This is a genomic window from Micromonospora sp. BQ32 (assembly GCF_059358895.1).
Map to the genome: position 1 here is coordinate 348,838 of NZ_JCADBI010000001.1, position 22,422 is coordinate 371,259.

Annotated in this window: 17 protein-coding genes; 13 read left to right on the forward strand and 4 right to left on the reverse strand. The window is 72.8% G+C overall.

The window, feature by feature from the left end:
- Positions 1-28 precede the first annotated feature (28 nt).
- The 10 genes from AC5L30_RS01430 (at position 29) to AC5L30_RS01475 (ending at position 12,419) form a co-directional block, all read left to right on the forward strand.
- Positions 29-589 carry a carboxymuconolactone decarboxylase family protein gene (locus tag AC5L30_RS01430; protein WP_494864681.1) on the forward strand — a complete coding sequence of 187 codons (561 nt, stop codon included), beginning with the start codon at positions 29-31 and terminating at the stop codon, positions 587-589.
- 4 nt (positions 590-593) lie between these two features.
- On the forward strand, positions 594-1,160 hold the full coding sequence (locus tag AC5L30_RS01435) for a TetR/AcrR family transcriptional regulator (protein WP_494864682.1): 567 nt from the start codon (positions 594-596) through the stop codon (positions 1,158-1,160).
- A gap of 135 nt (positions 1,161-1,295) precedes the next feature.
- A complete protein-coding gene (locus tag AC5L30_RS01440; RefSeq protein WP_494864683.1) occupies positions 1,296-1,898 on the forward strand; it encodes a dihydrofolate reductase family protein in 603 nt (200 codons plus the stop codon).
- Between the two features lie 172 nt (positions 1,899-2,070).
- Positions 2,071-2,937, forward strand: coding sequence for a hypothetical protein (locus AC5L30_RS01445; RefSeq protein ID WP_494864685.1), 867 nt, complete (start codon positions 2,071-2,073; stop codon positions 2,935-2,937).
- A 108-nt stretch (positions 2,938-3,045) separates the two neighbouring features.
- Positions 3,046-4,383 carry a cellulase family glycosylhydrolase gene (locus AC5L30_RS01450; protein ID WP_494864687.1) on the forward strand — a complete coding sequence of 446 codons (1,338 nt, stop codon included), beginning with the start codon at positions 3,046-3,048 and terminating at the stop codon, positions 4,381-4,383.
- Positions 4,384-4,814: 431 nt separating this feature from the next.
- A complete protein-coding gene (locus AC5L30_RS01455) occupies positions 4,815-7,484 on the forward strand; it encodes a glutamate--cysteine ligase (RefSeq protein WP_494864689.1) in 2,670 nt (889 codons plus the stop codon).
- A 99-nt stretch (positions 7,485-7,583) separates the two neighbouring features.
- Positions 7,584-9,362 carry an N-acetylglutaminylglutamine amidotransferase gene (locus AC5L30_RS01460; protein ID WP_494864691.1) on the forward strand — a complete coding sequence of 593 codons (1,779 nt, stop codon included), beginning with the start codon at positions 7,584-7,586 and terminating at the stop codon, positions 9,360-9,362.
- A complete protein-coding gene (locus tag AC5L30_RS01465) occupies positions 9,363-11,207 on the forward strand; it encodes a S9 family peptidase (protein ID WP_494864693.1) in 1,845 nt (614 codons plus the stop codon). It abuts the gene before it with no gap.
- 17 nt (positions 11,208-11,224) lie between these two features.
- Positions 11,225-11,803, forward strand: a complete 579-nt coding sequence (locus AC5L30_RS01470; RefSeq protein WP_494864694.1) for a hypothetical protein — start codon at positions 11,225-11,227, stop codon at positions 11,801-11,803.
- A gap of 61 nt (positions 11,804-11,864) precedes the next feature.
- Positions 11,865-12,419, forward strand: coding sequence for a dihydrofolate reductase family protein (locus AC5L30_RS01475; protein WP_494864696.1), 555 nt, complete (start codon positions 11,865-11,867; stop codon positions 12,417-12,419).
- 7 nt (positions 12,420-12,426) lie between these two features.
- On the opposite strand, the gene AC5L30_RS01480 is transcribed toward AC5L30_RS01475, so the two are convergent.
- Positions 12,427-15,468: an AfsR/SARP family transcriptional regulator gene (locus AC5L30_RS01480; protein ID WP_494864697.1), complete on the reverse strand. Its 3,042-nt coding sequence runs from the start codon at positions 15,466-15,468 to the stop codon at positions 12,427-12,429.
- A gap of 302 nt (positions 15,469-15,770) precedes the next feature.
- On the opposite strand from AC5L30_RS01480, the gene AC5L30_RS01485 reads away from it, so the two are divergent.
- The 3 genes from AC5L30_RS01485 to AC5L30_RS01495 all read left to right on the forward strand — a co-directional run bounded on the left by AC5L30_RS01485 (position 15,771) and on the right by AC5L30_RS01495 (position 19,377).
- A complete protein-coding gene (locus AC5L30_RS01485) occupies positions 15,771-17,645 on the forward strand; it encodes a pectate lyase-like domain-containing protein (protein WP_494864699.1) in 1,875 nt (624 codons plus the stop codon).
- A gap of 365 nt (positions 17,646-18,010) precedes the next feature.
- The gene (locus AC5L30_RS01490; RefSeq protein ID WP_494864701.1) at positions 18,011-18,157 is read left to right on the forward strand and encodes a hypothetical protein; all 147 of its coding nucleotides are present in this window, start codon (positions 18,011-18,013) and stop codon (positions 18,155-18,157) included.
- Positions 18,157-19,377: a YeiH family protein gene (locus AC5L30_RS01495; RefSeq protein WP_494864702.1), complete on the forward strand. Its 1,221-nt coding sequence runs from the start codon at positions 18,157-18,159 to the stop codon at positions 19,375-19,377. Before AC5L30_RS01490 ends, AC5L30_RS01495 begins: the two co-directional genes overlap by 1 nt.
- A 68-nt stretch (positions 19,378-19,445) precedes the next feature.
- Here AC5L30_RS01495 and AC5L30_RS01500 read toward each other — a convergent pair whose 3' ends face one another.
- Genes AC5L30_RS01500 through AC5L30_RS01510 form a run of 3 tightly spaced genes read right to left on the reverse strand, consistent with a single transcriptional unit; the run spans position 19,446 to position 22,373 of the window.
- Positions 19,446-19,910, reverse strand: a complete 465-nt coding sequence (locus AC5L30_RS01500; RefSeq protein ID WP_494864704.1) for a hypothetical protein — start codon at positions 19,908-19,910, stop codon at positions 19,446-19,448.
- Complete coding sequence (locus AC5L30_RS01505; RefSeq protein WP_494864706.1) at positions 19,907-21,070, reverse strand: glycosyltransferase; 1,164 nt, start codon at positions 21,068-21,070, stop codon at positions 19,907-19,909. The genes AC5L30_RS01500 and AC5L30_RS01505 overlap by 4 nt, the downstream gene beginning before the upstream one ends.
- Complete coding sequence (locus AC5L30_RS01510) at positions 21,063-22,373, reverse strand: glycosyltransferase family 2 protein (protein ID WP_494864708.1); 1,311 nt, start codon at positions 22,371-22,373, stop codon at positions 21,063-21,065. Before AC5L30_RS01510 ends, AC5L30_RS01505 begins: the two co-directional genes overlap by 8 nt.
- Positions 22,374-22,422 lie beyond the last annotated feature (49 nt).

Consider the following 22,422-nt stretch of genomic DNA (forward strand, 5'->3'; position numbering starts at 1 on the left):
ACCCCGACGACCAGCACAGGAGAGAGACATGCCCCGACTTGCCGACCCCGACCCGAACGCGATTCCGGCCGACATCCACGACGTCCTGTCCGCCCTGCCGCCCGACCCGATGGTCAAGATGCTGACCCACTCGGTCGGCACGGTGAGCCTCTTCATCCAGCTCGCGAGGGCGCAGTTCACCTCGTTGGAGCTGCCCGCCCGCTCGCGGGAACTGGTCATCCTCACCGTGGCCGAGCACACCGGGTGCGAGTTCGTGGCAGCCCAGCATGGCCCGATGTCCACGGCGGCCGGCGTCGACCAGCGCACCCGCGACATCATCGACAGCGGGGACATCGACAACCCGTACCTCTCCGCGTACGACCGGACGCTCATCCGGTTCGCCGCCGAGGTGGTGCGCTCACCGCGCGTCTCCGACGACCTCTTCGACCAGGTGCGGCACATCCTCAGCGAGCGCGAGATCGTCGAGGTGCTCCAGGTGATCGGCTACTACTGGTCGTTCGGCCGGGTGGCCACGGTGCTCAACGTCGAACTCACCACCGTGTACGGCGACGAGCCGCTGCTGACCGACGAGACCGAGCGGGCAGACTGAGACCATGACCCCGCCGACGCCGAGCGACCCGGATGCTCCTCATCGGCGTCTGGACGCCCGTCGCAACCAGGAGCGGGTCATCGCCGCCGCCCGGGAGCTCTTCAGCGAGCAGGGTCTCCAGGTGACGGTGCCGCAGGTGGCGGAGCGGGCCGGGGTGGGTCGCGCGACGGTGTACCGCAGCTACCCCAGCAAGGAAGACCTGATCGTCGCGGTGGTCCAGCGGCAGTTCCAGGAGCTGGAGCAGCGCACCCGCGCGGCGCTCGACGGCGCCGACGCGTACCAGGAGTGGTGTTCCTTCGTGCCCGACCTGTTCGGACGCCTCGCCCGCGACCGGGTCCTCGCCGACGCGTTCTTCGAGGGCCGGCTGGTGCCTGCCGCGCGCATCCTGGGCCTGATCGGGCAGCTGGTGGCGGCGGCCCGGTCGTCCGGCAAGATCCGCCCGGACGCCGGGGAACTGGACATCCGGGTGATTCTCTGCGGGGCGGTCCGGCAGCTCATCGTGCTCGACGAGCGCGACCCGGCGGTGTGGCGCCGGTACGCCGAGCTGGTGCTCAACGCGCTGCGCCCGTGACGACGACAGCTGACACTGGGAAGAGGTCGGTGGACGTGTCGAGGACGGTCGCGCCGGCTTCGACCATGGGTTGAGGGCCGGGAACACCCGGTCCTCGCCGACGAGCCGACACGGCACGGACCGAGGAGTGGATCGATGACGAAGGTGACGACCGGGGCGACGATGTCGTTGGACGGCTACATCGCGGACGCGTCCCACGGCGGCTTCGAGTACCTCTTCCAGTGGTACGAGAACGGTGACGTCGAGACGCCGACGGCCGACCCCGAGCTGACCTTTCGGACGTCCGCCGCGAGTGCCCGGCATCTGCGGGCTCTCACCGAGCGGACCGGTGCGCTCGTCGTCGGCCGGCGCCTCTTCGACATCACCAGCGGGTGGAGTGGTCGGCATCCGCTGGACGTGCCCGTCGTAGTGGTCACGCACAGCGTGCCGGAGGGCTGGGCACCCGAGAACGACTCCTTCGTCTTCGTCACCGACGGCATCGAGAGCGCCATCGCCCGGGCGAAGGCGATCGCCGGCGACAAGGAGGTCGGTGTCAACGGCGGCACCATCGCCGCCCAGGTTGTCGAGGCCGGCCTGCTCGACGAGGTGCACGTCGACCTCGTCCCGGTCCTGCTCGGTGCCGGCATCCCGCTCTTCGCCGAATTGAAGATCGCGCCACTTCAGCTGGACGGCCCGTTCAGCGTCGTCGAGGGCGACGGTGTCACCCACCTGGCCTACCGGGTGCGCCGAGCAGCCTGATCACCCTGGGGGACCGGCCCCGGTCCGGGTCGGTCCCGGTTGCGCCCGGCGAAGCCGCCCCGCCCTGCGTCCGCTCACGAACGGCTGCCGTCGCCGAGCCTCTAGAATCGATGGCGGTCACTGTCTGCGGTGTCGGTGTCGCGGGTGGCCGGCGCGGAGGGCGGTGCGGGACGTGGGACCAGACGAGCGGGACGGGCTGTTCGAGCAGGCACGGGAGTGGTCGCGCCGGCCGGACACCTGGGCGGACGCCGACCGCCTCTGGGTGCGGGTGATCGACGCCTACCGGCAGGCGGCGCGCGCTCCACTGCAGTCCAGCCGGCACGACCAGCAGCAGTTGGCGCGGGCGCTGCGACGGCGCGGGACGCTGTTGTGCGCGCGCGGTCGGGCCGCCGAGGCGATGGCGCCCGGCGGTGAGGCGGTGGCGATCCTCGAGCGGGTGTACGACGCGGTGGCGGCCGAGGGCGGGAACGTCGCGGCCCCGCCCCGGGACGACGCGCTCGCGGAGCTGATCACCGCGTTGACCGGCCTCGCGGAGGTCGCGTTCGCGGCCGGTCAGCCGGCCACCCGCAGGGAGTTGCTGAGCCGGGCAGTCGCGGTGGGTCTGACAGCCGCCGGGGCCCCGGCGTCGGCTGGGCCCCGCACCCGGCGGGCACTGGGTACGGCGTACCACCATCAGGCGACCGCTCTGCTGCACCGCCACCTCACCCGACCGTCGTCGCTCGACGGCCTCCGGGACGCGGTGCTGGCGGCGTCGCGGGCCTGCGAGCTGCGTCAGGCGCTGCGCGACCCAGCGCGTCCGCTCAGCCTTCGGGAGCTGGCGGACACCTACGGGGTGTACGCGCGGTGCCTGGCCATGGTCGGCGACGTCGAGCGTGCGGGAGTGGTCCTGGCGCTGGGCGGTCGGCTGGTGCAGCTGTTGGGGCCGGCCGCCGAGCAGTCCGCCGAGAACCTCCGGGTGGCCGCCGGGTTGCTGGGCCGGGACGGCGTGCCCACGGGTGGCGTGGCCGGCGCACGTCGGTTCCCCTGGCGGCGGCGCTGATCCCTCCGACCAGTGCCCCCACCTTGCTCCCATCGGAATTGATCGATATTGTGCGCGCAGGCGCCGCCCCGCCTCAGACCACCACCGTCGATCCGAAGCGGGTTCAGCATGCGCACACTGAGACTTGTCACGACTCTGGCCGTCGCCGGCCTGCTCGCCGGTGGGGTGGCCCTGGTCGCCGCCACACCGGCCAGCGCGGCGACCGCCGTGTTCTCCGTGGCGAACAACTGGGGCAATGGCTACCAGGGGCAGGTCACCGTCACCAACGACACCTCCGCACCGATCACCAGCTGGCGGGTCGAGTTCGACCTGCCGTCCTCCTCGACCGTCAGCCAGTCCTGGAACGCGCAACAGACGAGCTCGGGCAGCCACTACACCTTCGCCAACGTGTCCTGGAACGGCACCCTCGCCGCCGGTGCCTCCACCTCATTCGGCTTCCTCGTCAACGGCACTGGCACCCCGGTCAACTGCACCGTGAACGGCGCGTCCTGCGCGGGCGGCCCGCCCCCGACCACGCCGCCGCCCACCACCCCGCCCCCGACCACCGGCACGCCGGTCGAACGGCACGGGCAGCTTCGGGTGTGCGGCACGACGATGTGCGACAAGTCCGGCGCCCGGGTGCAGCTGCGGGGCATCAGCAGCATGTGGCTCAACTGGGAGACCGCCCCGTACGCCGAGAACCTCTCCGCGCTGACCTGGATGCGGGACAACTGGAACCTCCAGGTGATCCGCGCGGCCATGGGTGTGGAGCCGGCGGGGGCGTACCTCAGCGACCCGGCCAAGGCGCGCGCGCAGGTGGAGACCATCATCAACAACGCGGTCACCGCCGGGGTGTACGTGATCGTCGACTGGCACGCGCACGAGGCGCAGAACAACCAGTCCCAGGCGGTGGCGTTCTTCGGTGACCTGGCCCGCCGGTACGGCAACCTGCCCAACGTCATCTGGGAGCCCTACAACGAGCCGCTCCAGGTCAGCTGGACCAACGTCATCAAGCCGTACCACCAGGCGGTGGTGTCCGCGATCCGTGCCGCCGACCCGGACAACATCATCGTGCTCGGCACCCCGACCTGGTCACAGGACGTGGACGTCGCGGCGGCCAGCCCGGTCACCGGCACCAACCTGATGTACACGCTGCACTTCTACTCCTGCACGCACGGGGCGTCGCTGCGCGCCAAGGGTGACGCGGCGATCCGCGCGGGTCTGGCGCTGTTCGTCACGGAGTGGGGCGCCAGTAACGCCGATGGTGGCCTCGACGGCCGGGCCTGCCTGCCGGAGGCGCAGTCCTGGATCGACTGGATGAAGGCGAACGGCATCTCCTGGACGGCCTGGAAGCTCGACGTCGGCACCGACACCACCAACTTGCTCAGCCCGGGAGCGCCGGTGACCGGCGGGTGGACCAACTACCTGCACGGCCACGCGCCGTTCGTGGTGACGAACATGAGGTGACCCCGGCCGCTCCATGATGGCCAGACACCGATGTCGGGGTATCCGGGCCGGCGGGATACCCCGACATCGCCGATTCCGTGTCGATCACGGTCGCCGTGGCCCCGGCCCCGGCCTCGGCCCCGGCCGTGGCCGTGGCCGTGGCGGTCGCGTCGGCGGGCGATATACCTGTCAGTCATATTCATACCTCTGAGGTATATCGCTCTCCACCGGTCCGACCCCGAGCGTCGTGCCCAGCCCGGTGCGCCGAGCGACCTGGTCGACAGCAGCGCGGTCGGCCCTCGGCCGCGACCCCACCCGCTGGCCGATCACCGTCGCTGAGCAGTCCGGACAGAACGGGCGCGTCACCTTAACGCGCCGGAAACACCCTCGGTACCAACCCTGGGAACGCTCGTCGGACAGTCGAGAGCACCGACACGCGAACCGGGGTGACCATGGCCGACAACACCACGAACGCGCCGACGTACGACGGGCCGGTGGGCCGGTCCGGCGACGGCCGGACGCTGCCCACCCCTCGCCCGAACGCGGTCCTGTCGCTGGACGACGGCGACCCGGCGGACCTGGCCACCATCGGCGTGGAGGAGGAGTTCCACGTCGTCGACCTGCACACGCGGGAGTTGGTGCCCCGCGCCGGGGAGTTGCTCGACCGGTTGCCGGCGGCCTCGTTCACCGCCGAGCTGCACCGCAGCGTGGTGGAGACCAACACCGCGGTCTGCCGCACCCTGGACGAGATTCGCGCCGAGCTGACCCGGCTGCGTCAGGCGGCGGTCCAGGTGGCCGACCGGGCCGGGCTGGGCATCGTGGCGGCCGGTACGGTGCCGCTGCGCGCCGACGGCGACCCCAGCGTCACACCCACCTCCCGGTACCGGCGGATGCTCGACGAGTACCAGCTGCTCGCCCGGGAACAGTTGATCTGCGGAGCGCAGGTGCACGTCGGCGTCTCCGACCGGGACCTGGCGGTGGCGGTCACCCGTCGGGTCCAGCCGTGGCTGCCGGTGTTGCTCGCGCTCTCCACCAGTTCGCCGTACTGGATGGGCCAGGACAGCGGTTACGCCAGCGTCCGGTCGCTGGTCTGGCAGCGCTGGCCCACCGCGGGCGACCCGGGCGAGGTGAGCAGCGCGGCGGACCATGAGGCGCTGGTCGCCGAGCTGATCTCCTCCGAGACCATCACCGACCCCGCCATGATCTACTTCGATGTCCGGCCGTCGGCGCACGTGCCCACCGTGGAACTGCGGATCACCGACGCCAACGCCGACGTGGAGACCATCGTCCTGCTCACCGGCCTGTTCCGGGCGCTCGTCCGGCGGGAGGTCGCCGCCCTGCGCGCCGGGGTGGAGCGGACGGCCGTACGACCACCGGTGCTGCGTGCCGCCGTGTGGCGGGCGGCTCGCTCCGGGCTGGAGGGTGACCTGCTCGACCTGCCCCGGTCGGCCCGACCGGTGCCCGCGGCCGAGGCGGTCCACCGCCTGGTGACCGACCTGCGCCTACAGTTGACGGCGACCGGGGACTGGGAGCAGGTCAGCGAGCTGACCCGGTACGCGCTGGAACGCGGCAGCTCCGCCGCGCGACAGCGGCGGGCGTACCAGCGACGGGGCCGGTTGGCCGACGTGGTCGACCTGCTGCTCGACGAGACCCGGGGCCGGGTCCGCGCGCCGCTGCCGGGCGCGCCCACACCGCCAGCGCTGCCCACGTACGCCGACGCCGGCGACGAGGTGTTCGGACCGGCCGGACCGCAGCCGGCGTACGCCCCGATGCTCGCGGCCCTGCGCCAGCTCGGCGCCGGCGCCCTGCGCCAACGCGAGCACGACCGGGACGAGGAGCAGCGGGCCCGGGGGGTGACGTTCAGCGTGGCCGGCGAGGCGAGCACCCGGCTCTTCCCGGTCGACCTGGTGCCCCGGGTGGTGCCCGCCGCCGACTGGCGGACGCTGCGCACCGGCCTGGTGCAGCGCGCCCGCGCCCTCGACGCGTTCCTGCGCGACGTCTACGCCGACCGGACCGTGGTGGCCGACGGCGTGGTGCCGGCGTGGGTGGTGGAGTCCTCGCCCGGACTGCGCCCGACCGGGGCGCTGATGGGCCGGCGAGGCACCCGCGCCCAGGTGTCCGGCACCGACCTCGTCCGGGACCCGGACGGCGGCTGGTACGTGCTGGAGGACAACCTGCGGGTGCCCTCCGGGCTCGGCTACGCGGTGCAGAACCGGCGGCTGACCCAGGCGGTGCTGCCGGAGCTGCCGGTGCCGGAGGATCTGCTGCCCGCCGACGAGACACCGGCGATGCTGTACCGGGCGTTGGTCGCCGCCGCGCCCGCCGCGGCCGACGACCCCGCCGTGGTGGTGCTCAGCAGCGGCCCCGGTGACCCGGCGTGGTTCGAGCATCGGCTGCTCGCCGACGAGATGGGGGTTCCGCTCACCGAGACCAGCGACCTGCTGGTGGAGGAGGGCCGGGTCCGGCTGGTCCGCGAGGGCTGCCGCCGCGAGGTCGACGTGATCTACCTGCGGATGGACGAGGAGGCGCTGCTGCACGCGCCGGGCGCCGACGGGGTGCCGCTGGGGTGGCCGCTGCTCGCCGCGGTGCACGCCGGGCGGCTCACGCTGGCCAACGCGCTGGGCAACGGTGTCGGTGACGACAAGGCGCTGTACGCGTACGTGCCCCGGCTGATCGAGTACTACCTGGGCGAGAAGCCGCTGCTGGGAGACGTGCCGACGTACCTGTGTGGGCTGCCCGAGCAGCGGGCCGAGGTGCTGGGGCGGCTCGACGAACTGGTGCTCAAGCCGGTCGACGGGTACGGCGGTGACCGGGTGGTGATCGGCCCCCGGGCCGAGGCGGAGGAACTCGACGCCGTCCGGGAGCAGATCCTCGCGGCCCCGCACCGGTGGATCGCCCAGGAGATGATCGCGCTGACCACCCACCCGGTCTTCGACGGCACGGCGCTGGCTCCCCGCCACGTCGACCTGCGGGCCTTCGTCTTCCTCGGTGACACCGCCGAGGTGGCGCCGGTGGCGCTGACCCGGGTGGCGCCGGCCGGCAGCATGATCGTCAATTCGTCGCGCGGCGGTGGGTCGAAGGACACCTGGCTGCTCGGTGGAGCCGACGAACCGTCGGTGTAACCGACGCTTGACCCACCCGTCATCGGGACGCAACCCGGTCCGCCAAGCCTGGACCGGTCAGCGGCCCCCAGCGGATCCAGCCGATGAGAGGTGCGTGCCATGTGCGGTATCGGAGGCGAGTTCCGCCTCGACGGAGCAGCACCGGACCTGGCCGCCGTCGAGCGGATGCTCCCCGACCTGGCGCCCCGAGGCCCGGACGGCGAGGGCCGGTGGCAGCGGGGGCCGGTCGCCCTGGTGCACCGCCGGCTGCGCATCATCGACCTGTCCGACGCGGGCGCCCAGCCGATGGTCGACCCCGAACTGGGCCTGGCCATGGTCTTCAACGGCTGCATCTACAACTACCGGGAGCTGCGCGACGAGCTGAGCACCGCGGGCTACTCCTTCCGGTCCACCTCGGACACCGAGGTGATCCTCAAGGCGTACCACCGGTGGGGGACGGCCTGCGTCGAGCGGCTCTACGGGATGTTCGCGTTCGCCCTGGTCGAGCTCGCCACGAACACCCTGGTGCTGGCCCGGGACCGGCTCGGCATCAAACCGCTCTACCTGGCTGAGGGGCCGGGCCGGGTGCGCTTCGCCTCGACCCTGCCGGCGTTGCTCGCCGCCGGTGACGTGGACACCGACCTCGACCCAGTGGCGCTGCACCACTACATGAGCTTCCACTCGGTGGTGCCGCCGCCGCGCACGATCCTCGCCGGGATCCGCAAGCTGCCGCCGGCCACCGTGCGGGTGATCACCGCGGACGGCCGGAGCACCGACACCACGTACTGGCGGCCCGAGTACAACCGGGCCGCGGCCCCCGCCATGTCCGCCGACGAGTGGCAGGAACGGCTCATGGCGGCGTTGCGCACCGCCGTACGACGGCGGATGGTCGCCGACGTGCCGGTCGGCGTGCTGCTCTCCGGCGGTCTCGACTCCAGCCTGATCGTCGCCCTGCTGGCCGAGCAGGGCCAGACCGGCCTGGCCACCTTCAGCATCGGCTTCGAGGCGGCGGCGGGGGAGAGCGGCGACGAGTTCCACTACTCCGACCTGATGGCCCGCCACTTCGGCACCGACCACCAGCAGATCCGCATCGGCGCGGAGCGGTTCGTCCCCGCCGTGCACCAGGCCATCGCGGCGATGAGCGAGCCGATGGTCAGCCACGACTGCGTCGCTTTCCACCTGCTCTCCGAGGAGGTCTCGCAGCGGATCACGGTGGTGCAGTCCGGGCAGGGCGCCGACGAGATCCTCGCCGGCTACGACTGGTACCCGCCGATGGCCAACGTGGCCCGCGCGGACGCCGTCGAGGCGTACGCCCGGGTGTTCTTCGATCGTCGCCACGACGCGCTGGGCGGGCACCTGGCGCCCGAGTGGATGCTCGACCACGACGCCAGCCTGGAGTTCGTCGCCGCGCACTTCGGCGCGCCCGGCGCGGACACCGCGTTGGACGCGGCGCTGCGGCTGGACAGCCTGGTGATGCTGGTCGACGACCCGGTCAAGCGGGTCGACAACATGACGATGGCCTGGGGGCTGGAGGCCCGGGTGCCGTTCCTCGACCACGAGGTGGTCGAGCTGGCCGCCGCCTGCCCACCCGGCCTGAAGCTGGCGCAGGGCGGCAAGGGTGTGCTGAAGGCGGCGAGCCGGGGCATCGTCCCGGACGAGGTGATCGACCGGCCGAAGGGCTACTTCCCGGTGCCCGCCATCCGGCACCTCTCCGGCCCGCTGCTCGACGACGTGCGGGACGCGCTGACCGCCCGACCGGCGCGCGAGCGGGGGCTGTTCCGCAAGGACTACCTGGAGGAGTTGCTGGACGCGCCGAACGCCCGGCGGACCACGCTGGGCTCCAACGCGCTCTGGCAGCTCGGGCTGCTGGAGCTCTGGTTGCAGCGGATCGGGGTTTAGATGAGCGTACGGATTGAGCCGCCGCGCACCACCCGGCGGGCCCGACCCGCGAGCCACCGGCCGGCGTCGCCGCCGGTGCCCACCAGCGAGGACTTCGCCCCCGCGCCGTCCCCCGACGGCCGCCGGGTGGCGTTCCTCTCCGACCGGGCTGGCACGCCCGCCGTGTGGGTCTGCGAGGTCGACGCGGGTGCGCCCGTCGCGTTGCCGGTCGGCGACGAGCCGGTCCTCGCGCTGAACTGGTCCCCGGACGGGCAGTGGCTGGCCTGTGTCGTCGCCCCCGGCGGCGCGCCCCGCACCGAGCTGTGGGTGCTGCGCCCGGACGGCACGCGACGCCACCAGGTCGCCGGGTTCGGCCGTCGTAGCGCCGCGTTGGCCGGCTGGTTGCCGCACGGCGCGCTGATGGCGGTCACCGAGACCGACGAGCAGGGGCAGGCGCTGCTGGTCGACGCGGCCACCGGGCACCGGCGGGTGCTCGCCCAGGGCGACCTGCTCACCCTCCTGGACGTGACCCCGGACGCCGGGGTGGCGCTGCTGCGTCGCGGCCCGCGCAACGCCCGCTGGCTGGAACTGCTCGACGTGGCCACCGGCGAGCGGCGGCGGCTGTTGCCGGACACCGGGCGGGGCAGCACCGACCAGGGTTGGTTCGGTCCGGACGGCACGAGCGTGCTGGCCCGCACCGACGCGTACTCCGAACTCGCCGCCCTGGTACGGGTCGACCTGACCCGACCGGAGCAGCCGCCGACCCGGCTCGCCGGGCGACCGGACGCCGAGCTGGAACACGTCACGCCCAGCGCGGACGGGCAGCGCGGTGCGCTGCTGTGGAACACCTACGGCGGGCGCAGCGAGCTGAGCCTGCTCGACTTCACCAGCGGGGTGCAGCGGGCCGTCACCGCCCCCGGCGAGGTGCTCGGCGACGCCGCCTTCGCCGCCGACGGCGGCCTGCTCTGCCTCACCGCGCAAGGGCCGGTGCAGCCCCGGGAGGTGTGGCTGGTCGACCCGTCGACCGGGGCGCCGCGCCCGCTGCGGCCGGACACCGCCCCGCGTACCGACGACGCCGGTGTCGCGCCGCAACTTCTCGACCTGCGCGCCCGCGACGGTCTGCCGCTCTCCGGCTGGCTCTACCGCCCGGCCGGGCCGGGCCCCTGGCCGACCGCGATCAGCCTGCACGGTGGCCCGGAGGCGCAGGAACGTCCCACCTACAACCCGCTGTTCCAGGCCCTCGTGGCGCAGGGCGTCGCGGTCTTCGCGCCCAACGTCCGTGGCTCGTCCGGGTTCGGCCGCTCGTTCGTCGCCGCCGACAACCTCGCCGGCCGCTACGGCGCTATCGCCGACGTGGCGGCCTGCGCCGACTTCCTCGTCGACGCCGGCGTCGCCCGACCCGGTCAGCTCGGCTGCCTGGGCCGCTCCTACGGCGGTTACCTGGTCCTCGCGGTGCTGGTGAACTTCCCCGGGCTGTTCGCCGCCGGGGTCGCCGAGTGCGGCATCTCCGACTTCCGGACCTTCTTCGCCGGCACCGAGCCGTGGATCGCCGCCGCCGCCGTCAGCAAGTACGGCGACCCGCAGCGGGACGCCGACCTGCTACGCGACCTCTCCCCGCTGACCCACATCGACCGGCTGGACGTGCCGGTGCTGCTGATCCACGGCGCCAACGACACCAACGTGCCGGCGGGCGAGTCGGCGCAGGTCGCCCAGGCCCTCGCCACCCGGGGCGTGCCGCACGGGCACCTGGTGCTCACCGGGGAGGGGCACGACTTCCTGGCGCGGGCCAACGCCGAGGCGGCCCGTACGGCCACCACCGGCTGGCTGACCCGGCACCTCGCCGCCACCGCGACCGTCGTCGGCTGAGGCGTTATCCTGCGCCGGTGGAGGTCGCGGCGCAGGGCGAGCGGTTGGCCGCGGACCTGGCTCGCTGGCTGGCCGAGGTGACCTTCGTCGACCTGGACACCGACGAGGTCACCGCGCGGGTGATCGACTCGGTGGTGCGGTGGGCTGAGGCGCAGGGCTGGCGGGTCTACCGGCGCGCGCCCAGCGTGCTGCCGTTGCCGCCGCCGCTGGAGCAGCGGCACTCGGTGCTCGACGTGGCGTGCGCCCGTCCCGACGGTCCGCCCGTCGTGGTGGAGGTCGACCACACCGATCGGGCCCGTACGGTGCAGAAGTTGCGCGCGGAGGCGGACGCCGGGCGGATCCCGATCTGGGTGCGCTGGGGCGTCGGGCGTTTCACCGCGCCGCCACCGCCGGTGCGGATGGTGACCGTGGAGGTGACCCGCCGGGCCGGGCCGGCCGGGCGCGGGCGTCTGCACAGCCGCGGCGGTGACCGCCCCGCCCCGGCCCACTCGACCGGCGGCGGCACGGTGACCCCGCAGGCGCTGCCGATCCCGCTGACCGACCCGGCGCCGGGCCCGGCCGAGGCCGCGGGTAAGGACACCGAAAGAGAATCGTAAGCGGGCTCCGGCAGAGTTCTGGGTGTCACCGGAGAGCACGACCGACAACCAGGAGATCCCGATGCGCAAGCTCGTCAACTCGACCTACATCACCCTCGACGGCGTCATCGAGAACCCGATGTGGACCGCACCGTACTTCGACGAGGAGGCCGCCAGCTTCGCCGGTGCGCAGACCGAGGAGGCCGACGCGATGCTGATGGGCCGGGCCACCTACGACGGCATGTCCGCCGCCTGGCCGAACATGGACGAGAGCGACCCCACCACGGGCGCCGCGTACTTCAACAACGTCAAGAAGTACGTCGCCTCGACCACCCTGACCAACCCCACCTGGAACAACACCGAGGTGCTCCAGGGCGATCTGGTCGAGGCGGTCACCGCGCTCAAGGCCCAGGAGGGCAAGGACATCATCCAGTACGGCTTCGGCTCGGTCACCGCCCAGCTGATCCGGGCCGGGCTGGTGGACGAGGTCCGGTTCTGGATCCACCCGGTGCTGGAGGGCGGCCCCAGCCTCAGCGCGCCGCTGACCGACGTCAAGGGGTCGTTCGACCTGGTCGACACCCGGGTGCACAAGAGCGGCGTGATCATCGCGTCGTACCGGCCGAAGACGACGGCCTGACCAGGGATCAGAGCTGAGCCCGGGCCTCGCTCGGGCTCAGCTGCGCGCCCTCGGCGAGCAACGCGTCGAAGCGCTCCGGCCCGAGCTCGGCCCGCAGTCGTGCGGTCACCCGGTCGGTGTCGTCGCGTTCGGCCGGCGCGGCGGGGGACTGCGCGGCGAGCCGAGCGGCGGCCGCGGCGCCCAGCAGCCGGGCGGCGACCTCGGGGGAGCGCACCGCCGCCGCCATCCCCTCCAGAGGGCCGACCGCGTCCCGCATCGTCGCCATCGCCTCGGCGACCTCGTACGCCTCGATGTGCAGGGCCAACGCGGCGTCCGGGTCGCCGCCCAACTCGACCGCGTAGCCCAGCTCCACCAGGATCATCGGCAGGTACAGCGCGGATTGGCTCTCTGCCCGGCCCAGGTCGGCGAGGTGGGCGAGGTGGGTGACGGCCAGGTCGAGCTTGCCGTCACGGCGGGCGGCCAACCCGAGGCTCATCTCCGCGAAGATCAGCGCGCCGGGCGAGCCCTGCTCCACCGCCAGGTCATACGCGCGTTCGGCCAGCTCGCGACCCTGGGCGTAGTCGCGGGTCTGCACGGCGAGCCAGGCCAGCCAGGACAGCTCGGCGCAGACCTGCGGCCAGAGCGCCAACTCCTCGGCCCAGCGCAGCCCTTCCCGGTGCAGCGCGGCGGCGCGCTCGTGCTCGCCGCGCATGTCGGCCAGCCCACCCACCCACTCGGTCGCTCGGAGCCGACCCCACCGGTCACCGAGGCCGGCGAAGAGCGCGGCGCTGCGGGTCGCGGTGCGCTCCAGGGTGGCCTGGTCACCGTTGGCGTGCGCGATGTGGGCCAGGGAGGTGAGCACCGCGGCCTCGGTCCACGAGTCGGCGGCGGTGGTGGGCAGCAGCTCCGACGCCAGGGCGAGGTCGCCGTGCTCGATCACCGCGTTGGCCGCGAACCAGGCGGCGTGGCTGTCCGGGTCGGCGGCCACCGCGGCGCGCACCTCGTCCGGTGCGATCGCCTCACCCTGCGACAGGGCGAAGCCCACCCGCCAGGGGGCCGCGCGGGCCTCCTGCTCCGGGTCGCCGGGCGCGGCCAGGGCTCGCCGTGCCTCGGTGAGCCGGCCGCGCAGAAGCCAGTACCAGCTCAGCGCGACCGCCAGGCGCAGCCCGCCACCGTGCGCCAGCGCCGACCGCAGGTTCGCCAGCTCGGCGTCGAGCAGCGCCAGCCAGCGTCGCTGGTCGGCCCCGCGCAGCCCGGGGTCGGCGCGTTCGGCCAGCTCGGTGTAGTAGGCGGCGTGCCGCGCGCGTACGTCGTCGGCGTCGGTCAGGCGCTCCAGGCAGAACGCGGCCACCGATTCGAGCAGCCGGTAGCGGGGGGCCGTACCCGAGTCGTCGAGCACCACCAGCGACCGGTCCACCAGCCGGGCAAGGGCGTCCAGGTCGGTCCGGCAGACGTGTTCGGCGGCCTCCGGGGTGCAGCCGTCCGGGAACACCGCCAGTCGGGCGAGCACCGCGCGGTCGGTCTCGTCGAGGAGGTCCCAGCTCCAGCCGATCACGGCGGTCAGTGTCCGCTGCCGGGGTGGCACGTCCCGCTGCGCGGTGGTGAGCAGCCGGAACCGGTCGTCGAGCCGGTCCACCACCCCGCGTACGCCCAGCGCGCGGACCCGGGTCGCGGCCAGCTCCAACGCCAGCGGCAGACCGTCGAGGCGGCGGCACAGCTGGGCCACCGCGGCGGCGGTCTGCCCGTCGAGGCGGAAACCGCGCTGCTGGGCGGCGGCGCGGGCGGCGAACAACTGGGCCGCCGCCGAGCGTCGGACCGCGTCCAGGTCACCGTCGTCCGGCACGGGCAGTGGGGGTACCTCCCAGAGCAGCTCACCGGTCAGCCCGAGGGGCTCTCTGCTGGTGGCCAGCACGCTCACCCCGGGCACGTCGCGCAGCAGCCGGGCGACCAGTTCGGCGACCGGCTCGATGACGTGTTCGCAGTTGTCCAGCACGAGCAGCAACTGCCGGTGCCGCAGGGCCGTGACCACCCGGTCGGCGGGGGACAGGGTCGGGCCGGCGGCCTCGTGGGCGCCCAGAGCGCCGAGCACCTGTTCGGCGACGCGCCCGTCACCGGCCGGGAGCGGGGCCAGCTCGACCAGTCGGACGCCGTCCGAACAGGACGCCGCGCGGGCCGTCTCGGTGGCCAGCCGGGTCTTGCCGACGCCACCCGGCCCGACCAGCGTGACCAGCCGCTGCCGGGGCAGCAGCGACCGTAGCTCGGCCAGCGCCTCGGCCCGCCCGATCAACTCGTCGAGCTGGGCCGGCAGGTTGTTCCGGATGATCGCCGCCTTCGGCGGGGCGTTCAGGCCGGCGTCCTGTTCGAGGATTCTGCGGTGTAGGGCGACCAGCTCGGGGCCGGGGTCGAGGCCCAGGTCCTCGGCGAGTCGGGTCCGCAGGTCGGCGTAGCTCTCCAGCGCCTCGGACTGGCGGCCGGCCGCGTACAACGCGCGTAGCTGCACCGCCCGCAGGCCCTCGCGCAGCGGATGCTTGGCGACCAGCTTGGCCAGGTCCGCGGCCACCAGGTCGTGCTCACCCCGGGCCAGTCGGGCCTGCGCCAGTCGCTCCTGTACGACAAGGCGCTGCTCGGCGAGTCGGGCCGCCTCGGCCCGTACGAACTCGGCGTCGGCCACGTCGGCGTACGCTTCGCCGCGCCACAACGCGAGCGCCTCGGTCAGCCGCTCGACGTCGGCGCAGCGGGCCAGCTCGTCGAAGCGGCCGGCGTCGATCGCGTCGACCCGCAGCAGGTAGCCCGGTGGCCGGGACTCGACCAGCTCGCGGGCGCCCGGCTCGGCATCGTTGAGCGCCTTGCGCAGCTGCGACACCCGCACCTGAAGGGCGCCGGCCGGGTTGGCGGGGGCGTCGTCACCCCACAGGTCGTCGATGAGACGGTCCGCCGAGACCACCTGGTTGCGGTTGGCCAACAGGTCGGTCAGCAACGCCCGCACCTTGGTGCCGGGCACCACCACCGGCTCGCCGGCGTCCGTGGTCACGGCGAGCGGCCCGAGCACCCCGAACTGCACGGCGGTCATCCTAGTACCGGCAACGTGACCCAACGCGCACCGTGCGGGCATGGCTGGCCCGCGCGGACCAACTCCGCGATCTTGCGCGAACTGAGGTGAGATAAAGGCGTGAAAGCCGCAGGACGGCCACACACAGTGCAAGATCGCGGGGAGGGTGGCGGTCCTGGTCGTGGCGTGTGGCCGAATTAACGGGTAGAAACATCTCAACCCCTTCCGGTCCGGCCCAACCTCCGGCGGCAAGGGTCAGAGAGCGCTCTCACCGCCCCCAGCTGCGCCGGATGTACGCCCGGCCAGCGGAGAGGACGAACCACATGACAACCCCGTCCCGAGACGTGCGCCGGAGATCCGGTCGTACCCTCCTGCTCGCTCTGGCGTTGGCCACCGCCACCACGATGACCAGCACGGCGGCCGTCGCCGGCCGCCCGACGCACGGCGCACCCGACTTCGGCCCGAACGTGACGATCTTCGACCCGTCCATGCCGGTCGGTGAGATTCAGCAGACCCTCGACGCGGCGCACGCCCGGCAGGTCGACAACGAGATGGGCACCGAGCGGCACGCCTACCTGTTCAAGCCGGGCAGGTACGGCACGGCCGCGCAGCCGTTGCAGGCCAAGGTCGGCTACTACACCGAGGTGTCCGGCCTGGGCGCCTCGCCCACCGACGTCACGATCGACGGCAAGCTGGAGGTCTACAACCGCTGCCTGGCCGACGGCGGCACCGGCAACTGCCTCGCGCTGGTCAACTTCTGGCGCACCCTGTCCAACCTCTCGCTCACCATCAACGCGGCCGGTCAGGACGACTGCCGGTCGTCGGCGAACTTCTGGGCGGTCTCCCAGGCGGTCTCGATGCGCCGGCTGAACATCGGCGGCGGTGGTCTGTCGCTGATGGACTACTGCACCGCCGGCCCGCAGTACGCCAGCGGCGGGTTCATCGCCGACTCACGGCTGCCGGCCACGACGAACGGCTCGCAGCAGCAGTGGCTGACCCGCAACAGCGAGGTCGGCAGCTGGTCCAACGCGGTGTGGAACCAGGTGTTCGCGGGGGTCGAGGGCGCGCCGGACGACGCCACGTTCCCCGACCCGCCGTACACCACCCTGGAGACCACGCCGCTCAGTCGGGAGAAGCCCTACCTCTTCGTCGACGGCAAGGGTCGTTACCAGGTGCGGGTGCCCGCCGCGCAGCGCGACAGCAGGGGCGTCTCCTGGGCCGACGGTATGACGCCGGGGCGGACCATCGGGATCGGCGACTTCTTCATCGCCAAGCCGTCCGACTCGGTGCGGGTCATCAACAGCCAGTTGGCGCGCGGCAAGCACCTGCTGCTCACGCCCGGCACGTACGACATCGCGCGCAGCATCGAGGTCCGGCGTCCGAACACCGTGGTGCTCGGCATCGGGCACGCCACGCTCACCGCCGTGAACGGAGCGATCCCGTTGGACGTGGCCGGTGTTCCCGGGGTGATCGTCGCCGGTGTCACGATCGACGCCGGCCTGGTCGAGTCGCCGGTCCTGCTGCGGGTCGGACGCCAGCACGGCCGCGACGTGAGCAGCCCGCACAACCCGACCACGCTCTCCGACGTGTACTTCCGGGTCGGTGGCCCGCACATCGGGCGGACGAACACCGCGCTGGAGGTCAACAGCGACAACGTGCTCATCGACCACACCTGGGTGTGGCGCGGCGATCACGGCGTCGAGGGCTTCACCGAGGGCGTCAACGGCGACACCGATCGCTGGCGCACCAACACCGGTCGCTACGGCGCCGTCATCAACGGCGACCATGTGACCGCGACCGGCCTCTTCGTCGAGCACTTCCAGCGCCACAACACGGTCTGGAACGGCGAGCACGGCACCACGATCCTCTACCAAAACGAGCTGCCGTACGACCCGCCGACGCAGGCCGACTGGATGAACGGCGCGGTCGAGGGCTGGGCCGGGTACAAGGTCGGTGACCGGGTGCGTCACCACACGCTGTACGGCGGCGGGGTGTACGTCTTCAACCAGAACAACCCGTCGATCCACACCGAGAACGGCTTCGAGGTGCCGAACCGGCCGGGGGTGCGGCTGCACCACATCATGACCGTCAACCTCAGCGCCGGCACGATCGACCACGTCGTCAACGGCGTCGGGGACGCGGCCGACATGACCAAGATCGGTGCTCCGGTCTACCTGAGCCAGTACCCGAACCCGTAGCGGGGATCGGGCGTACCGACGGGGCCGGAGCCGGCAATGGCTCCGGCCCCGTCGTGCGTGGCGCGGCGAGAATTCGCGTCGACGGTCTTGAATTCCTACTGACTCGGTAGGAAAATAGGCGAATGCCGGTTGGTCCGTTCCTCACCTCGCGTCGGGTCGTCGACCTGATGCGGACCGCCAGCCAGCTCTGTCCGGGCGCACCCGGCGCCGCCTGAGCGCCGCAGCACCACACTCCTCCTCCGGCCGCACTGCCGGCTCACGCGTCGACCCGGGACCCGTGCGTACCGGCGCGGCTCCGCACGTCCGTCACCGCACATCCGACCGATCCGGCATCGCCGGACCGGTTCCCAACCATGGAGTACGCCATGACAGCTGACCAGCCACCGCCCACCCCACCGACGGCCGGGGAGTCCCGGCTCGCGTTCAACGAGGACTGGGTGGCGACCATCCTCGGCCTGGCCCTGCTCGCCCTGGTCCTGCTCGGTGCCATCCCCGCCGGGTTGGTGCCCTGATGACCGCCGACGCGACCCGTACCGGCACAGAGCCCGGCACGGCCAACGCCACCCGGGTCGACGACGCGCCCGCCCACGACGTGGTCGAGCCCAGCAGTTCGTCGAGCACCGCCGACCCCGCCGAGCCGACCACGGTGGCGCGGGACGGGACGTTCTGGGCCTGGACGGTGCTCGGCCTGCTGATCGTGGTCGGTCTCGCCGCGCTCACCCGCTACCTGGAGCAGAACGTCCCGGCCTGGGCCGAGGGCACCGCCGTCGCGGACATCGGCGCGGCGATCGAGTATCCGGTCTACGCGATCCTGCTCGGCCTGCTCGGCAACGTCGCGGTCACCCTGCTCGGATGGCGGGACCGGATCGTCGCCGCGTTCCGGACCGAGTTCTTCATCAAGACCGGTCTGGTGCTGCTCGGGGCGTCGATCAACCTGGCCGTCATCGCCAGCGCCGCCGGCCCGGCGATCGCCCAGGCGATCCTGCTGATCAGCGGGGTCTTCGTGTTCACCTGGTGGTTGGCCGGCAGGTTCGGCCTCGACGACAAGCTGCGGGCGCTGCTCGCGTCGGCGGTGTCGATCTGCGGGGTCAGCGCGGCGATCGCCGCCGCCGGCGCGGTGCGGGCGCGCCGCGAGCAGCTGGCCTACACGGCGAGTCTGGTGATCGTCTTCGCGCTGCCGTCCATCTTCGTCCTGCCCTGGTTGGCCGACGTGATCGGGCTCTCCGACGCGGTGGCCGGCGCCTGGATCGGCGGCAACATCGACACCACCGCAGCGGTCACCGCCGCGGGAGCGCTCGCCGGTGAGGAGGCGCTCCAGATCGCCAGCATCGTCAAGGTCACCCAGAACGCCCTGATGGGCGTGGTCGCGGTCGCGCTCACCGCGTACTTCACCCTGCGGGTGGAACGACGGCCCGGCGCGGCCCGACCGGGTGTCGGTGAGCTGTGGGCGCGGTTCCCCAAGTTCGTCCTCGGCTTCATCGCGGCCTCGGTCATCGCCACCTGGTACCTCGATGCGGCTGGCGCGGACGGCAAGGCGACCATCGCCGTCGTCAACGACCTGCGCGTCTGGTTCCTGATCCTGGCCTTCGTCAGCATCGGCCTGGAGGTCCGGGTCGCGTCGCTGCAGGAGGCAGGTTGGCGACCGGTGGTGGTGTTCGCCAGTGCCACCGTGTTCAACCTGGCGTTGGCGCTCGGCCTGGCGTCCCTGCTGTTCCGCAACTTCTGGGCCTGAGTCGGGCGGTCGTCCGCACCCGCGCGGACGTTTGGGGCCGGAGCCATGCTGGCTCCGGCCCATCACCGTCAGCGGGGTGGTGTCGTCGAGGTGGTCGGCGCGCGGTGCGACCGAACCGGTCGGGCTTGGGCTGGCGGCGCGGCCCGCGCGTCGATGCCGTGCGCACCCGCTGCCGGTCTTGAGCCCGATGGAAGGCCGTTGGCGAGCACGGTGGCGTGGACGGCGCCGCGGGGTCGTCTCGATCCCAGCCAATGGCGCACGACCAACGCGGCGCCGCCAGCGGACAGCAGCAGCACCTCCACCGCGATGTAGCGACGCACGTCACCGCCGCTGAGCAGGGAGCCGACCACCGCGCCGCCGATGATGCCGACCGGCAGCACGGCCCAGGGCCAGAGTAGGAACGCACCCGCACACAGCACGCCGATGGCGGCAGCCAGCCCGACCGGCCCGGGTAGCAGGGTGACCACGGTCAGCACTCCGCCCAGCCCGGTGCCGGCGAGCAGCACACTGGGCGCGACGATTGGCGCTCTCATCGCGGCAACCCCACCAACAGGGAGCGCAGCTGCGCACCTCGTGCCGACCAACTGTTGCGGGTGGCGACCTCCCGGCGTCGGGCGGATTCGTCTGGTGCGCTGGCGCGGTCCAGCGCGTCGGCCAGCGCCGCGCCGAAGCTCGGCGGGTCGGCGGCGAAGGCGATGGTGTCGGCCAGCGCCCGCAGCGCCGGCAGTGGCGTCGCGACGACAGGCTTGCCGAGGGCCAGGTACTCGTAGCACTTCTGCGGGTGCAGGTAGTCGGCCAACCCGCCCACCCGGTGGGGGATGATGGTGACGTCGCAGGCCCGCAGGATGCCCGGGACGTCCGCGAAGCGGACCGCGTCGACCAGCTGCACATTGGACAGGCCCGCGAGCGGGGCGCGGCCGCCCCGGGTCGACGGGCCGATCAGGACGAACGTCCACTCGGGGTGTGCGCGCGCCACCGCGGCGACCAGGTCCGCGTCGAAGGCCCGGGTGTCGATCGCGCCGCTGTAGCCGATCAGTGGTCGGCGCAGGCTGAGCAACCAGGGCGCGACCGGGCCGTCCGGCGAGAAGCAATCCGGGTCGCATCCGTTGGCCAGCACCACCGGTGCCGGGTCGCAGGCGGGCATCCGGTCGGGTAGCGCGGTGGAGGAGGCGAGGACGAGGTCGGCGGCGCCGACGGCGGAGCGCAGCGCGCGGCGCAGATGCCGCCGGTTCCAGGGTCGGGTGAACGTCCAGTCCAGGTCGGTGGCGTCGTAGACGACGGCAGACGCGTCCAGCCGGGCGGCGACCGGCGCGGCCAGGTCCTCGTCCAGCCACAGCAGTCGTACCGACGCCGCCTGCCGCCGGAACCACCGGCGCAGCAGGCTCGCAGCCAGCCAGCGGTTGACCCGGTTGACCGGAGGCAGGTGCCGACCGAACGGCAGCAGCGCCGGTGCGGCGCACTGCCACAGACCGTCGGCCACCTGCCGGATCTGGACGCGCCAGCGGGGGAGGTGCCCGGCCGGGTCGACGAAGAGCACCCGATGGTCGACGGTCAGCTCGCGGGCCAGCGCGTGCTGCCGGTGGGCGCCGTTCGCCCACGGCGTGCCGCTGAAGATGACCACCCAGTCGCGGTCCTCGGCGGGCGGCACGACCGCCGCGGCCGCCGGTTGCAGAGTGGTTGTGTGCTCAGCCACGGCCCGACCGTTCCATCGGCCGTGGCGCGCCGGCTGGCAGCAACTCGTCCTCGCCGAGGCGGCCGAGCACCGGGCGGGCGCGCTCGTCGTCGAGTCGCAGCAGGCGGGCGCCGGCGTGCCGATCCAGCCAGCCCCGCAGCGCACCGGCCGCGATCCGCCGGTTGATCCAGTTGACAAGCGGCACCGAGTCGCCCAGCGGCAGTGCGGTCGGTGCGACGGCGTGCCAGGCCGCCGAGCCGATCGGGGTCACCTTGCACCGCCAGCGCGGCCGGCGTCCCGGCGGGTCGACGAAGAGCAACCGTTGCCCGGGCGCCAACTGTCCCAGCACCGTCGCATGCCCGTCGACAGACCATCGGGTCCGGCTGAACAGCACCACCCAGTCGCGGGTGTCACCGTCGGGCAGCGGACCGACGTCGCCGCGCAGCGCGGCGAGTAGGTCGCCCAGGCCCAGCTGTACGGATCGACCGAAGAGTCGCTTGACCAGGTGGTCGGCGAGCAGCGCGGCCCGGAACACCGGCAACCGGTACCGGGGCTGGGTCATCCGCAGATACCCGACCAGGCTGCCCAGCAGGTGTCGAAAGCGGATGGTCGGCCCGAGCAGCCGGGAGGACGCGCCACGGCTGTGCGTCACCACCGCGTCCGGAAGCATCCACAGCTCGTGCCCGGCCTGGTCGAGCCGCCGCGCGAGGACTGCGTCGTTCCAGTAGACGGGGAACGTCTCGTCGAAGATGGTCTGCTGTCCGAGCACCTCGCGGCGCAGCAGCATGCAGCTGCCCGAGGCGAGTCGCCGGGGACGGCTGAAGTCCTCGCCCCGCATCTGGAACCGGTGCAGTGCCTGGCGGAACCCGGGCAGTCGACGCAGCGCGGTCACCAGGGCGATGGTGGCGGTGAAGCTGGGCTGTTGGACGTAGTGCTGCTGGAAGGTGCCGTCCGGGTTGAGGTAGAGCGGGCTGACCCCTGCGATGTCCGGCCGCTCCCGCAGATGGTCGACCATCCGGGACAGCGCGCCCGGGTGGAACCGGATGTCGCTGTTGAGCAGCAGGATCAGCTGCCCATCCGCCCGGCGGTACGCCTGGTTCACGGCGGCGGCGAGCCCGGTGTTGTGCTTGTTGCGGATCAGTCGGACCCGGGGTTGGTCGGCGAGCAGGCCGGCCGAGCCGTCGGACGAGCCGTTGTCGACGGCCACCACCTCGTAGTCCAGCTCGGGGTCGGCGGTCGACGCCAGCGACTCCAGGCACTGTCGGGTCTGCTCGCGGGTGTTCCAGCTGACCAGCAGTACCGACAGCAGCGGAGCGCTTATCACGCCACCCCCCGGTTGTCGCGGCGGCGGACCCGCAGTCTCTCTCAACACG